Source organism: Verrucomicrobiota bacterium (genome assembly GCA_016200005.1).
Taxonomy (GTDB): Bacteria; Verrucomicrobiota; Verrucomicrobiia; order Limisphaerales; family PALSA-1396; genus PALSA-1396.
The window spans coordinates 1-12,136 of the sequence record JACQFP010000014.1; the positions used below are offsets into that span (position 1 = coordinate 1).

Genomic DNA, 12,136 nt, shown 5'->3' on the forward strand with positions numbered 1-12,136 from the left:
TGCGCTCGGCTCGCTACGCTCGCCTTCGCTCCGCCTCACCCCGGAGGGGTGGAGGCGGAGAGAAGAAAGACAATTTACAGAAAGACTTTTACACCGACGGAAGAGCCGTCCACCTGCGACATGGGGGGTACCCCCCGCTGGCAAGGGCGGGCGCATATCGTATCGTAAACACAGTGTTAAAAAACCAAAAACGTAGAAACAGAAAGTCAAAAATATAATGAAATCGAAAATAACCTATCCGCTCGCGCTGTTAGCAGCCACGGGCGCTTTGTTCATCACCAGCACGGCGCTGCACGCGACCGAGACGGATAACCGCATCGAGGCATCGGCCAAAAAGTCCCATGTATTCAAGACATACCTCCAGGGCGATTCGATTGCGCTTCACTCCAAGGATGGCGTTGTCACCTTGAAGGGAACGGTTGCGGAAAGTTCCCATAGATCCCTCGCCGAAGACACGGTGGAGAGTCTGCCTGGTGTCAAGAGCGTGGATAATCAACTGATAGTCAAAGGGGAAAGCCACGCCGAACATTCGGATGGCTGGGTGGGCGTGAAAGTGAAGTCCGCGCTGTTGTTTCATCGCAACGTGAGGGCCACCAAGACCGACGTGAACGTCCAGGACGGCATCGTCACGTTGAGCGGCGAGGCCAACAGCCAGGCCCAAAAGGAACTCACGACCGAATACGCCAAAGACGTGGAAGGCGTCAAAGACGTGAAGAACCAGATGACGGTCGTCAAGAACTCCAGCCCGCCGGATCGAACGATCGGCGAGAAGATTGATGACGCCTCCATCACCGCCCAGGTCAAGTCGTCGTTGATGTCGCATCGCTCGACCAGCGCCCTAAAGACGAAGGTCAAGACGACGGATGGCGTGGTCACGGTGAGCGGCAATGCCAAGAACGCCGCCGAAAAGAGCTTGGTCACCAAACTCGTCACCGACATTGACGGAGTGACCAGCGTGGTCAACAACATGACCCTCGAGGTCGCCAAGAATAACTAAACTGATGGATCGCTGTCGGCTGGCGCGCAACGCGCCAGCCCGCAGCGGTTCTTAAACCAATTGAAAGGAAACGTATGTTATACACGATTGCGGTAGTATTGATAATCCTGTGGCTGCTCGGACTGGTCACCGGCTACACGATAGGTTCGTTTATTCACATCCTGCTGGTCATTGCGGTCATCATGATACTCGTAAACCTCATTACGGGTCGCAAGCCACTGAGTTAAGAAGCTGCTAACCAAAGAAAGTAAACTGGAGATTCAATATGAACACAAAAACCATAGTGGCCGTCATTCTGATCGCTCTTGGCGTCGTGGTGCTCGCTTACTCGGGCATTACCTTTAAGACCCCGGGGAAACCGGTCGAGTTCCTCGGCATGCACATTGAGACCACCGACAGCCATTTCATCCCGCCGGTCGCTGGAGCACTCGCGCTCGTCGGCGGAATCGTGTTGCTGGTGGTCAGACCCAGGCGGGCTTGATGCACAGAGTCGAACGGGTGCCAGCATGAAAGGCCACCGGGATCCTCATCGGCGCGGTGCTCGTGGTGGTCGTCGTTCTAAAGGTAATGGGCTTGTGCTGATCGCCGCTGCGTCGTTGTCGTTCTGAAGTTCAATTGTTCATTCGAGTTTCATTTGACCGGTTGCTAATGCGATTGAACTTGCTAAACTGCCGGGCACGATATGGAACTGCGTCACCTGCGGGATTTCGTGGCCGTGGCAGAAAATCTGAGTTTTACCAAGGCCGCCGCAAAGCTGCATTTAGCGCAGCCCTCGCTCACGCGCCAAATCCATAACCTGGAGGAGGAGATCGGCGTGCGTCTCCTGAACCGTTCCAAAAGCCAGGTGGCCTTGACCGAGGAAGGGCGGGCTTTCCTCGTTGATGCCCGACGCGTGCTGGCGCTGGCCACGGAAAGTGTCCAGGCGGTGCAGCGTCTCAGCCGGGGCGAAACCGGCCAGTTGAACATTGCGTATTCGTCCAATTTTAGTTTCGAGCTGCTCCCCGAAACGCTCGGGGCCTTCCGCCTGGCCTTCCCACACACTGCGCTGAACATCTTCGACATGACGCCGGCGGAACAGTTTCGCGCCCTGGAAGCGCGCAAGATCGATCTGGGCTTTGTGGGGTTGCGTCCTCCAGCATCCACGAGGGGCTTGCAATGGGAAAGCATCGCCCGGCACAGAACGGTGGTGGTCCTGCCGGCAAAGCATCCGCTGGCCAGCAAGCGCCGGGTAAATCTCGGCGAGTTGAAAACGATGTTTTTCGTGGGCATGTCCGAGAAGACGCATCCGGGCTTTCGCGATTGGCTCTGCGAAACCTGCCAGCCGGCTGGGTTCACGCCGAGAATTCTGCAAGACGCCGAGTTGGAACCCGCGCTCATGACGTTCGTCGCCGAAGGTTTGGGCGTCACCCTGGCGCGCGAGCACATCAAAAACCTGCCCCAACCCGGAGTGGCCATCCGGCCATTGGCGTCGCCGGTCAAGACCGATTACTACATTGCCTGGAATCGGGATAACGATTCACGCGCCTTGCGACAATACATCGAGATCGTCAAAAGCCTCACCGCACCGTAGTGTCCTGAATTAAGCAGCGTGGAAGTCCACGGGTCTTTGGTCGGATTTGGGCATGACAGCGCGGCGTTGAACGTTCATAGTGGGGATGTGTTCAACCGACATCAGTCCAGCCAAAACAGGTGAAGATATGAAATTGAAGATAACGCGTGCGGTCGTGTGGGCTGCGGATGTCGAAGACCGTCCGGGTGGCTTGGCGGAAAAGCTTGGGGCACTCGCCCAGGTGGGCACAAATCTGGACTTCATTCTTGCGCGACGGGCACCCGAGTCACCCGGAATGGGAGTGGTGTTCGTAGCTCCCTTGAAGGGCGCGGCACAGATTAAAGCTGCCAACGACACTGGTTTCCTGAAGACTAAAATGATGCATGCCGTGCGTGTGGAGGGAGCGAACAGACCGGGTGTTAGCAGCGAAATTACAGGCGCAATCGCCTCAGCCGGCATCAGCTTGCGGGGCTGCTCCGCAACAGCGGTCGGCAAGCGGTTTGTCGGTTATCTCGCGCTAGACGGTGCAAAGGAAGCCGACAGAGCGATCCGGGTGCTTCGGCGATTGTCTTAGGTCAACAACTTCCCTGCTGTTACCGAAGTTCGAACTGTCCCGGCGCGCCTGTTTCGTTAGCCGATTTCGGCATCCGAATTCCCAATGTTGCTTTTCTGTTCTGCTCTGGAGGTTCTGGGAATCGCGCGCTTTGCGCAACGGAACGGGCTTGGTCGAGGGGGCCCGCTCACCATGTTGTTGCTGAACGAGCTTTGTGGCAGCGATCCGGTGCGGCAGGCAGAAGCAGAGGCAGCCGCTTGCAACGCCATCAGCGCCCGAATACGTTTCTGGGATGGCGTGCTCAAAGCCATAGAAGCCAACGTGTCCCCTCGGCATTTGTTGAGCCGCTCACGAATTGGCGGCTCTGCCCGATGAATGAACACCGAGATCGATTTCGCAGTCACCGAGACGCTGCTTTATCACGAGCAGACCAAGCATCATTTTCATCGCTATGCGCGGTCCGCCGGGTTCCTGGACTGGGCCAATCAGCCCAATCCCTTCCGCTTCTACGAAGGAGTGACCGCGGTCAGGCTTCCGTTGCTGCAAAAAGACCCCGCGAGCGAGCACCTGGCCTTGTATGAAAGGAGCCGTAACGCCTTCCAGGATTTTACCCGCGAAACCATCGGCGCTTTTCTTGAGTTATCACTCGGGCTTTCGGCGTGGAAATCCATTCCGGGAACCACCTGGGCTTTGCGGATGAATCCTTCCAGCGGCAATCTTCATCCGACCGAAGCCCACCTGATCCTGCCGGTGCTGCCCGGAGTCGCCGCGGGCGTCTTCCATTACAACTCTTTCCTGCACGCTCTGGAACCCAGAGCTCAAGTGCCCGAAACGCTGTGGCAGCAAATCAAAGAGCATCTGCACACGGATGGATTCCTTGTCGCCTTGACCAGCATCTTTTGGCGCGAAGCCTGGAAATACGGTGAACGGGCTTTTCGCTATTGCCAGCACGACGTTGGACATGCCATGGCGGCCCTCAGCTTCTCCGCCAATCTGCTCGGCTGGAGAGTCACCTGGCTGAATGCGGTGTCGGACGAGGAGATGGCGAGCTTGTTGGGCTTCGATCAAATCCACTGGCCGGAGTTCGAGTCGGAGCATACCGAGCTGCTGTGTTTCGTCCACCGCAGCGGGGAGCAGCGGATTCCGCGAGATTTGCCGTCAGAGATTGTATCGGAGTTTTCCGGGCTGGAGTTCCAGGGAACGCCAAATCAATTGAGCGAGGATCATGTGGATTGGGAAATTATTTCGCGCGTGGCGGAGGCAACGGCAAGACCCCAACGTTGTTTCTTCCTCTCCCCGCGAGGAACGAGTGGGGAGAGGATCGAGGAGAGTGGAATTCCTGATAAAAACGCGCCTCCTCTCCCCGGCCCTCTCCTCCATCCGATGGAGCAGAGGGGGTTGCCGGAAACAACACGCCCGTTTTACGCGCCGACGGCCCAATCTGCAATCCCTGCCGCACAAATCATTCGCCAAAGAAGGAGCGCGGTGGCCTTCGATGGGGTCACCAGCATCACTAAAAACCAGTTTTGCACCATGCTGGACAAGACCCTGCCCCGCGACGACGGCGCGCCGTTCGATCTCGGACTGACCGTCGCTTGCGTGCATCTGCTCTTGTTCGTCCACCGCGTCACGGGATTGGAGCCGGGCTTGTATTTCTTGCCGCGAGCGGAACGGGATTTGCCCGTCTTGCGGCAAAAGTGCCATCGCCATTTCCTCTGGCGTCCAGTGGAGGAAGCGCTTCCCTTGTATTTGCTCCAGGCCGGAGATTTTCAGAGCACCGCAACGTCGGTAAGCTGCCAGCAGTCCATTGCGGGCGACGGCGCTTTCTCTTTGGGCATGATCGCGCGGTTTCGGGAGGAACTTGAGACGGCTCCCTGCCGCTATCGCCATCTATTTTGGGAAACCGGCATGATCGGGCAGGTCCTCTACCTGGAAGCCGAAGCCCAGAGCGTGAGAGCAACCGGCATCGGCTGTTTCTTCGACGATCCCGTGCATGAATTGATGGGCCTGCCTGTGCGGGGCACGCAGACAGGCCTCGCGGACGACGCCTTCCAAAGCCTCTACCATTTCACCGTGGGCGGCCCTGTGGAAGACGCTCGGCTCGCGACCCTCGCAGCCTACCACCACTTGGAAGCATCAGTCCGTTAGCCCTCAAGCATGGAACATCGCATCTGCTTCGGACGGTCGCGCATCGTGTAAATCGTCTCGGTGGAGATCCCGTGTCACTCAGAATCTTGCTCGTAGGCGGTGACTGCCTTTGGTAAATTGCCTCCGCATGAACCGGCTGCTTTTCGGTGACAATCTAGGTTGGCTACGGAACAAGGAACTTTTTCCGGACGTCAGCGTTGACCTGGTTTATCTCGACCCGCCGTTCAATTCCAACGCGGATTACAACGTCCTGTTCCGCGAAGCTTCCGGCGAAGCCAGTCAGGCGCAATTCCAAGACGTCGAGAACACTTTCCTTTCAAACCTGAAAAACCTGAACCACTGAACAAAGGAGAAACTAATGGATGCAAAAAAACTCATCGAAATGCGGAAACTGGCTGAGAAATCTGTCGCTGAAATGCCAGATGGCGAGCTGAAGCTGAAAGCCTTTGAGGTCATCCTCAGCCATTTGCTTGCCCCAAGAGAACCAACACCGACTCAAGACGCTCCAGTATCGCCAAAAGTGAGCAGAAAGAAAGAAGCCGAAGCCGACGTTGATGACGAAACTGCCGCCGGTAGAATCCTGGTCCTTAAAGACGAAGGATTCTTCAAATCCCCAAAATCTAGCGGGCAGATTCGTGACGAGTTGCAGGCACACGGATGGCATTATCCGGCGACTTCCCTCAGTGGCGAGTTAATATCTCTGGTCCAACGGCGAAAGTTACGCCGACAGAAAGACAAAGTTGGAAATAAAAAGTTGTGGGTCTATACGAATCCCTAAAGGTTTCACGTGTCGAACGCTCGTTACGAGGAATTCGTCCGTAAGCTGGACGACATCATCAAAGCTCTCCGTGCCGCCAAGCGGAACAAGGTCAGCTTGGCATCTCACTCCTTTTATTCTATCAAGGTTCGAGGAGCGCTAGCCAGAGTTCGTAAAGCTTTCTTGGCCTTGCTGCGGGACTACCCACCGGAGCGCTATCCTCGGGTAGCTTTCCAACTCGCGACTATCGAGCCACTCATTCAGCGCATGACGACAATCTATCCAGCTCCGCCTGCCGAAATGCTCAAGCTCGCAGATGAAACCTCTTTCAAAGTGCAATCAGACTTAGCTGCTGAACTCGAAACTACCGAGACGCCAGCGAACTCGGCCACTATCGCCGTCTTCATCCCGAACGATTTAATCGAAGACCGGTTTCGCGTTCAGAAGAAAGTTTTATGGGAGATCAACCGTTGCTACGACAGCGCTTGCTACAATGCTTGCGCCGCAATGATACGCCGCCTGGTCGAATCATTGATCGTTCTTGCCTTTGAACATCACACCATTGCCGACAGAATCAAACGTGACGGTAACTATCTTGATTTTTCGGACTTGATTGGCAAAGCGAGTGCCGAGCCGACATTGGGACTGACTAGGAATACAAAACGGATTTTGCCCGAACTTAAATTCTTTGGCGACCTTGCTGTCCACAACCGTAACGCTTACGTCCGTAAAGAGGATTTAGACAAACTTCATCAAGCAACGCGTTCTGCAATCGAGGAACTTGCAAACAACCTTTAGTCGATCAGCATTGATGTCACTTATCTCGCCATCAACCTTATCAAGCGCCGTTTGAAAGATGCCTTTGGCGAGGAATTGCAATTTGAGGAAAAGGGCCAACCCACGGATTTCACCAGCGCGCAACGGCTGGCGGAACTGGACAAGTTCCAATTCCAACATTGGGCGCTCTCGCTCATTGACGCCCGCCCGCTCAAGGAAGGCGACGGCAAGGGCGCATATCGCGGCGTGGACGGCTTGCTGTATTTCTATGAGTCCAAGGACGAGCGGCGGCCACGGGCGTTTGAAACCTTCACTCGGCAATTTCTTCGTCGCGTCGGTGCCAAGTTTTGCGCCGGTGGCGATTTCGCTGGTGGCGTGGTCGAGGGTCATGGCTTGATTCGCAAGGCACGAAAGCGTTTTGACATTTGCCGCATCAGAGGCGCGAAAACCCACGGGCACACCCGATACACCCACCACGCCACGCGGGCGGAGAACGGAAACACGATGAGCTCCTGATTGCGCGCGACTCCGCGCAGGATGGCTTTCGCGGCCTGGCCTGGCTCGATCGCCCAGCGCCAGGGAAGTTGAGCCAGGTGATCTTCCTTCCGCACATTCCAGTACACGTTGCGCTCCCCGATGTCCGTCCGCACCAGACCGGGACACGCCACACTGACTTTCACGCCCAAGGCAGCGGCTTCCGCGCGCAATGCGGTCGAGAAACCAACGATGGCCCATTTCGTTGTGCTGTACGCCGTGAGAATGGGTGTCGGCATCAAACCGGTCACTGACGAAATATTCACGATGTGCCCAAAGCGTTGCCGCAACATCACGCGGTACGCCGCCATCGTGCCATGCACCACACCGAACAGGTTCACGTCCACCACGCGCCGGAAATCTTCGACGTTGCCATCGCGCAACTCGCCTACGATTGCGACCGCGGCGTTGTTGAACATGTAATCCAAACGCCCGTGAGACGTGACGACGGCAGTCACCAATCGCTCGGTGTCCGCTGCCTGCGACACGTCCGCTTGCACCGCTTCAGCGCGACCGCCTCTAGTTTGAATCGCAGCCGCCACCTCACGAGCGCGAGCAATGTCGATATCAGCCACAAAGACGTTCGCTTCAGCAGCCGCAAGCCGGTCGCACAACGCGCGCCCAATGCCCGACGCGCCGCCGGTTACGATAGCTGTACGATTTGCGAACTTGGTCACTGGGTATTGAATAGCGCGTCAATTCTCCTGCACACGGCCTCATTCATCTTGATGAGCGGCGGCCACGAGCGTTTGAAGCCTTCGCAAGGCAGCTTCTTCGTCGCGTCTATTCCAAGTTTGCCGCCGAAGATCAGCCGGTTCATTGCCGTGAGGATATTGCCGGGCGCCCCAGTTGACGAGGCGGAATATCAGCCTGCCGCAACCGAATCACTTTCAGTTTCGATTCATTCGACGGCGACACCTTTCAAAAGATGATCGGGCGCGTCCGCCCTCACCCCAGCCCTCGCGGCGTGGACGGCTTGCTGTATTTCTACGAGTCCAAGGATGAGCGGCGCAAAATCATCGTGGAGGTCAAAGGCGGCGACGTGGCGACGTTGCCCGGCGACGTGAACAACCAGAAGGCGGCGGGCGGAATTCTGCTCACGCTGGAAAAGCCCATCACGACGATGCGCTTGATATGTTTCATCGCTTGCTGCTCGCCGGTTGTTCCGCCTCGGCGGTCTTTCGGGACTTCAGCAAACACAGCAGCATCAGCACCGAGGCCGCCAGCATGAGAGTGATTAAACTCGCCGCGAACAGTTTTTCGGATTTGCCATCGAGGACCGCCAGCCAGCCGACGCTCGCCCGCCAAGCTAAGACGAGAGCCAGCAGGCCGGTGGTCGCCAATGCCGCAGGCAGGCTCCACCGGACGCCGCGCGCGCCCAGCACGCCCCAAACAATCGAGAGCGCGCCAAAGGTGCCGCCAGACATCAGCGCCGTCTTCGCTTTTTCCGGGTTGGACAAATAACCGAGCAGCCCCATGACAATGAGGAACGCGCCGTAAAGCATCAGATAACCAGCCGTCTTGGTGTTCATCGCATTAAGAGATTCTCTTGATTTCATTCACGCGGTCCAGCCGCCGTCACTTTGGGAATCGGCGTGTTGAATGGATGGGATTTCATAATAGATCTTTCTTGCTGGAGCGCCTTTGCCTCGTTTCATTCTTTATCCCCCAGCAGGACGGAGGCAAGGAGTAGTGGAACGGAGCAGTATAGCGGCCGTGCAGCAGGTCGCGAAAATCTCCGCTGCCGGGCGGCACGTGCCGAAAATCAATCACCTGGTAGTAAGTGCGGCGCATCCGACTCTGAACTGGTTCCGCCTGCAACTCGCGTATCGTCTGCAACCGCATTGGCCCATCGACCGGCTCCTCCACCAAAGCTTCGACTTCCACAGAGCGGGGTTTCGCCTTGGAGAGTTTGCGATGCTGCGCTCCCGAGTCGAACAGGTTGGTCAGCTTGATTTTGCCGACGACTTTACCCATGTCCAAAGAGTGCCCAATCCAAGCAGACGGCACAAGCACAGAATGAAGGCTCGGACATGTATTTCAAAAACAACCAAGCCTTCAGTGTTTCAATCACGCATTTACACGGAAATGATTTTCGGGTAAATTCACAGTGCCATGACCCGCTGGGCGTCAGTCTTGATTGCCGGATCAATGTGGGTCGCCGGGGGAAACCTGCGCGCGACGGAGGTTGGACTGATTAAAATCAATGGCGCGATTGGCCCCGCCACCGCCAGCTACATCTCCCGGGCGATTGATGTCGCGGCCGCGCGTAATGACGCCTGCCTCATCATCCAACTCGACACGCCCGGCGGCCTGCTCGATTCGACCAAGGACATCGTCCAGAAGTTTTACGCTTCGCCCGTGCCGACGGTCGTTTACGTGTCACCTTCCGGCGCGAGCGCGGGCAGCGCGGGCGCGTTCATCACGCTCGCGGCGGACGTGGCGGCGATGGCGCCGAATACCAGCATCGGTGCCGCGCATCCGGTTTCCATCGGCATGGGCGGCGACGTGGAAAAAATCGATGACGTGATGAAGAAAAAAATGGAGAACTACGCTTCCACCTTCATCGAATCCATTGCCGACCGCCGCCATCGCAACGTGGAGTGGGCCAGGTCCGCCGTGATCGACAGCAAGGCGACCACGGCCGAAAAAGCACTCGACCTCAACGTCATTGATCTCATCGCCAAAGACGTGCCCGACCTGCTCAAACAACTCGACGGGCGCACCGTTGGTGACAAGGCGCTGAACACCGCGAAAGCTGAAGTTTTTGAAATCCGCATGACCGCTGGAGAACGATTCTTTCAAGTGGTGTTGCGACCGGAAATGATGTTTGTGCTCATGCTTATGGTCATTTACGGGATCATCGGCGAATTAAGCAATCCGGGCGCGATCCTGCCGGGCGTCGTGGGCGCGATTGCATTGATCCTCGTGCTTTACATGTCGGCGATTCTGCCCGTGAACACGGCGGGGCTGGCGTTGATTGGCCTCGCGGTGGCGCTGTTCATCGTGGACGTGTTCACGCCGACGCATGGCATTTTGACGGGGGGCGGCATCATTTCGTTTTTCCTCGGCGCGCTGATGTTGTTCGACCGTAACGATCCCAGTTTCAGATTGTCCCTCGCTTACATCATCCCGGCGACGGTGCTGACGGCGGCGTTTTTCATTTTCATCGTGGGCGCGGGATTGCGCGCGCAATTCCGACCGGTTCAATCCGGCAAGGAAACGATGCTGGGCAAAACAGTCGGCGCGCTTTCGCGCATTGACGCGGGTGGCGGCAGGGTGTTTATCGAAGGCGAACACTGGAACGCCGTGAGCGAAACGCCCGTCGAGGCCGGCCAACCCGTCGAAGTCATCGGCATTGAGGGATTGACGTTGAAAGTGAAACCAAAAAACCAATGAAGGAGAAATTATGGACCTGTTGTTAAACCTGGCCACTAAACTCGGCCCCTGGGCGATTGTCTTGATTGTGCTCGCGGTGGTTGTGCTGCCGCAGTCCATCCGCATTCTGCGCGAATACGAACGCGGCGTCATTTTCCGGCTCGGCAAATTGCAGGGTGCGAAAGGGCCGGGACTCATCTTCCTCATTCCCATCGTGGACCGCATGGTGAGGATGGATTTGCGCGTGGTGACCATTGACGTGCCCAAACAGGAAATCATGACGCGCGACAACGTGCCGGCCACGGTCGATGCAGTGATTTATTTCCGCGTCGTTGATCCGAACGCGGCGGTGGTAAAGGTGGAAAATTTCTGGAAAGCGACTTCGCTCATCGCGCAGACGACCTTGCGCAGCGTGCTTGGCCAGTCACCGTTGGACGACCTGCTTTCGCAACGCGATATCATCAACCAAAAGTTGCAGGAAATCATTGATAAACAAACCGAGCCGTGGGGCATCAAAGTCACGGCGGTGGAAGTGAGGGAAGTGGCGTTGCCGGACAGCATGAAACGCGCAATGGCCAAACAAGCCGAGGCCGAACGCGAACGCCGCGCGAAAGTCGTGAACGCCGAAGGCGAATTTCAAGCCGCCGAGAAAATGGTGCAAGCCGCTGCGATGATCGCCAAAGAACCCATTGCGTTGCAATTGCGCTATCTCCAGACGATGCGGGAGATGGCGAGCGAACACAACACGACCACCTTCCTGCCGTTGCCGATTGATTTGTTCTCGGTGTTTTTGAAGAAATAAGAACGACCCCGCCATGTTGGCCAAATGGACTACCACCCGCCACACCGGACGCGGCCCGCACCATCCCAAACCCGCGCCCACGCCGCCGACGCCGTAAACCAATCGGTGAATAATTGACGCAAACTCGCAGCGGCCTTCGGAAACGGAGGCCGCTTTGTCCTGCTGGCCAACTTTAGTTGGATAACCGCCGAGGTGAGCATACAAGGTGGCAGGTTTTTGTTCGTTCAAGAGTTTCTCCGTCGGATCTGAGGATATCTTCATGATTTGGGGAGCACACGCGCCCCGCGTGTGGATTCCAGCGCCCCGCTGGAATCATCCGAAACGATTGAGCGAGGGCGCTCAATCGCGCAGACGAGGCGTCCGCGCTCCCCGGACGAAGAAACCATTCGGCGCAAAATCATCGTGCAGGTCAAAGGCGGCGGCGTGAAGCGCGGCGACGTGGCGACGTTGCTCGGCGACGTGAACAATCAGAAAGCGGCAGGCGGAATTCTCCTCACGCTGGAAAAGCCCACCAAACCGATGCGCGATGAAGCGGCGGACGCGGGCCGTTACGAATCAAGAGCTTCTGGCACGCCACGGATTATCCGAAAATCCAACTGCTGACGATTGAGGGTTTGTTGAACCGCAAGGAGCGCGTGGAT

18 protein-coding genes and 1 pseudogene are annotated in these 12,136 nt (G+C 57.0%); 13 read left to right on the plus strand and 6 right to left on the minus strand.

All coding sequences use genetic code 11. The features are described from left to right. The first annotated feature begins 217 nt into the window (after positions 1–217). From HY298_04540 to HY298_04585, 10 genes and pseudogenes are all read left to right on the plus strand, one after another. Entirely contained in the window at positions 218–997 is a 780-nt protein-coding gene (locus tag HY298_04540; GenBank protein MBI3849546.1) for a BON domain-containing protein, read from the plus strand. A 74-nt stretch (positions 998–1,071) separates the two neighbouring features. Continuing rightward, positions 1,072–1,224 (plus strand): lmo0937 family membrane protein, encoded by a 153-nt coding sequence (locus HY298_04545; protein ID MBI3849547.1) that lies wholly within the window; start codon positions 1,072–1,074, stop codon positions 1,222–1,224. Between the two features lie 38 nt (positions 1,225–1,262). After that, complete coding sequence (locus HY298_04550; GenBank protein ID MBI3849548.1) at positions 1,263–1,478, plus strand: DUF3185 domain-containing protein; 216 nt, start codon at positions 1,263–1,265, stop codon at positions 1,476–1,478. Between the two features lie 201 nt (positions 1,479–1,679). Next, complete coding sequence (locus tag HY298_04555; protein MBI3849549.1) at positions 1,680–2,567, plus strand: LysR family transcriptional regulator; 888 nt, start codon at positions 1,680–1,682, stop codon at positions 2,565–2,567. Between the two features lie 127 nt (positions 2,568–2,694). Further along, positions 2,695–3,120 carry an amino acid-binding protein gene (locus tag HY298_04560; protein ID MBI3849550.1) on the plus strand — a complete coding sequence of 142 codons (426 nt, stop codon included), beginning with the start codon at positions 2,695–2,697 and terminating at the stop codon, positions 3,118–3,120. A gap of 84 nt (positions 3,121–3,204) precedes the next feature. Beyond that, entirely contained in the window at positions 3,205–3,474 is a 270-nt protein-coding gene (locus HY298_04565; GenBank protein ID MBI3849551.1) for a DUF3050 domain-containing protein, read from the plus strand. Next, positions 3,475–5,247, plus strand: a complete 1,773-nt coding sequence (locus HY298_04570) for a SagB/ThcOx family dehydrogenase (GenBank protein MBI3849552.1) — start codon at positions 3,475–3,477, stop codon at positions 5,245–5,247. It abuts the gene before it with no gap. 127 nt (positions 5,248–5,374) lie between these two features. Next, positions 5,375–5,509, plus strand: a pseudogene (locus tag HY298_04575) (modification methylase). Positions 5,510–5,605: 96 nt separating this feature from the next. Then, on the plus strand, positions 5,606–6,025 hold the full coding sequence (locus HY298_04580; protein ID MBI3849553.1) for a hypothetical protein: 420 nt from the start codon (positions 5,606–5,608) through the stop codon (positions 6,023–6,025). Between the two features lie 9 nt (positions 6,026–6,034). Next, the gene (locus tag HY298_04585; GenBank protein MBI3849554.1) at positions 6,035–6,802 is read left to right on the plus strand and encodes a DUF4145 domain-containing protein; all 768 of its coding nucleotides are present in this window, start codon (positions 6,035–6,037) and stop codon (positions 6,800–6,802) included. Here the strand turns inward: HY298_04585 and HY298_04590 are convergent. The 6 genes from HY298_04590 to HY298_04615 form a co-directional block, all read right to left on the minus strand. Next, a complete protein-coding gene (locus HY298_04590) occupies positions 6,743–7,171 on the minus strand; it encodes a hypothetical protein (GenBank protein ID MBI3849555.1) in 429 nt (142 codons plus the stop codon). The two genes, HY298_04585 and HY298_04590, sit on opposite strands and share 60 nt — an antisense overlap. After that, positions 7,168–7,992, minus strand: coding sequence for an SDR family oxidoreductase (locus tag HY298_04595; GenBank protein MBI3849556.1), 825 nt, complete (start codon positions 7,990–7,992; stop codon positions 7,168–7,170). The genes HY298_04590 and HY298_04595 overlap by 4 nt, the downstream gene beginning before the upstream one ends. Further along, positions 7,989–8,135 (minus strand): hypothetical protein, encoded by a 147-nt coding sequence (locus HY298_04600; protein ID MBI3849557.1) that lies wholly within the window; start codon positions 8,133–8,135, stop codon positions 7,989–7,991. Before HY298_04600 ends, HY298_04595 begins: the two co-directional genes overlap by 4 nt. Before the next feature lie 167 nt (positions 8,136–8,302). Beyond that, positions 8,303–8,458, minus strand: a complete 156-nt coding sequence (locus tag HY298_04605; protein MBI3849558.1) for a hypothetical protein — start codon at positions 8,456–8,458, stop codon at positions 8,303–8,305. Further along, on the minus strand, positions 8,455–8,847 hold the full coding sequence (locus tag HY298_04610; protein ID MBI3849559.1) for a hypothetical protein: 393 nt from the start codon (positions 8,845–8,847) through the stop codon (positions 8,455–8,457). The genes HY298_04605 and HY298_04610 overlap by 4 nt, the downstream gene beginning before the upstream one ends. An 82-nt stretch (positions 8,848–8,929) precedes the next feature. Next, positions 8,930–9,292: a hypothetical protein gene (locus HY298_04615; protein MBI3849560.1), complete on the minus strand. Its 363-nt coding sequence runs from the start codon at positions 9,290–9,292 to the stop codon at positions 8,930–8,932. A 138-nt stretch (positions 9,293–9,430) separates the two neighbouring features. On the opposite strand from HY298_04615, the gene HY298_04620 reads away from it, so the two are divergent. The 3 genes from HY298_04620 to HY298_04630 all read left to right on the plus strand — a co-directional run bounded on the left by HY298_04620 (position 9,431) and on the right by HY298_04630 (position 12,098). After that, positions 9,431–10,714, plus strand: a complete 1,284-nt coding sequence (locus HY298_04620) for a nodulation protein NfeD (protein MBI3849561.1) — start codon at positions 9,431–9,433, stop codon at positions 10,712–10,714. Positions 10,715–10,724: 10 nt separating this feature from the next. Next, a complete protein-coding gene (locus HY298_04625; protein MBI3849562.1) occupies positions 10,725–11,495 on the plus strand; it encodes a slipin family protein in 771 nt (256 codons plus the stop codon). Positions 11,496–11,783: 288 nt separating this feature from the next. Beyond that, positions 11,784–12,098, plus strand: coding sequence for a hypothetical protein (locus tag HY298_04630; GenBank protein MBI3849563.1), 315 nt, complete (start codon positions 11,784–11,786; stop codon positions 12,096–12,098). The last annotated feature ends 38 nt before the right edge of the window (positions 12,099–12,136 follow it).

What these genes read in the sequence shown, in the direction of transcription:
- HY298_04540 (MBI3849546.1), top strand. Translation starts at nt 218, where the DNA reads ATGAAATCGAAAATAACCTATCCGCTCGCGCTGTTAGCAGCCACGGGC.
- HY298_04545 (MBI3849547.1), top strand. Translation starts at nt 1,072, where the DNA reads ATGTTATACACGATTGCGGTAGTATTGATAATCCTGTGGCTGCTCGGA.
- HY298_04550 (MBI3849548.1), top strand. Translation starts at nt 1,263, where the DNA reads ATGAACACAAAAACCATAGTGGCCGTCATTCTGATCGCTCTTGGCGTC.
- HY298_04555 (MBI3849549.1), top strand. Translation starts at nt 1,680, where the DNA reads ATGGAACTGCGTCACCTGCGGGATTTCGTGGCCGTGGCAGAAAATCTG.
- HY298_04560 (MBI3849550.1), top strand. Translation starts at nt 2,695, where the DNA reads ATGAAATTGAAGATAACGCGTGCGGTCGTGTGGGCTGCGGATGTCGAA.
- HY298_04565 (MBI3849551.1), top strand. Translation starts at nt 3,205, where the DNA reads ATGTTGCTTTTCTGTTCTGCTCTGGAGGTTCTGGGAATCGCGCGCTTT.
- HY298_04570 (MBI3849552.1), top strand. Translation starts at nt 3,475, where the DNA reads ATGAACACCGAGATCGATTTCGCAGTCACCGAGACGCTGCTTTATCAC.
- HY298_04580 (MBI3849553.1), top strand. Translation starts at nt 5,606, where the DNA reads ATGGATGCAAAAAAACTCATCGAAATGCGGAAACTGGCTGAGAAATCT.
- HY298_04590 (MBI3849555.1), bottom strand. Translation starts at nt 7,171, where the DNA reads ATGACCCTCGACCACGCCACCAGCGAAATCGCCACCGGCGCAAAACTT.
- HY298_04600 (MBI3849557.1), bottom strand. Translation starts at nt 8,135, where the DNA reads ATGAACCGGCTGATCTTCGGCGGCAAACTTGGAATAGACGCGACGAAG.
- HY298_04605 (MBI3849558.1), bottom strand. Translation starts at nt 8,458, where the DNA reads ATGAAACATATCAAGCGCATCGTCGTGATGGGCTTTTCCAGCGTGAGC.
- HY298_04610 (MBI3849559.1), bottom strand. Translation starts at nt 8,847, where the DNA reads ATGAACACCAAGACGGCTGGTTATCTGATGCTTTACGGCGCGTTCCTC.
- HY298_04615 (MBI3849560.1), bottom strand. Translation starts at nt 9,292, where the DNA reads ATGGGTAAAGTCGTCGGCAAAATCAAGCTGACCAACCTGTTCGACTCG.
- HY298_04620 (MBI3849561.1), top strand. Translation starts at nt 9,431, where the DNA reads ATGACCCGCTGGGCGTCAGTCTTGATTGCCGGATCAATGTGGGTCGCC.
- HY298_04625 (MBI3849562.1), top strand. Translation starts at nt 10,725, where the DNA reads ATGGACCTGTTGTTAAACCTGGCCACTAAACTCGGCCCCTGGGCGATT.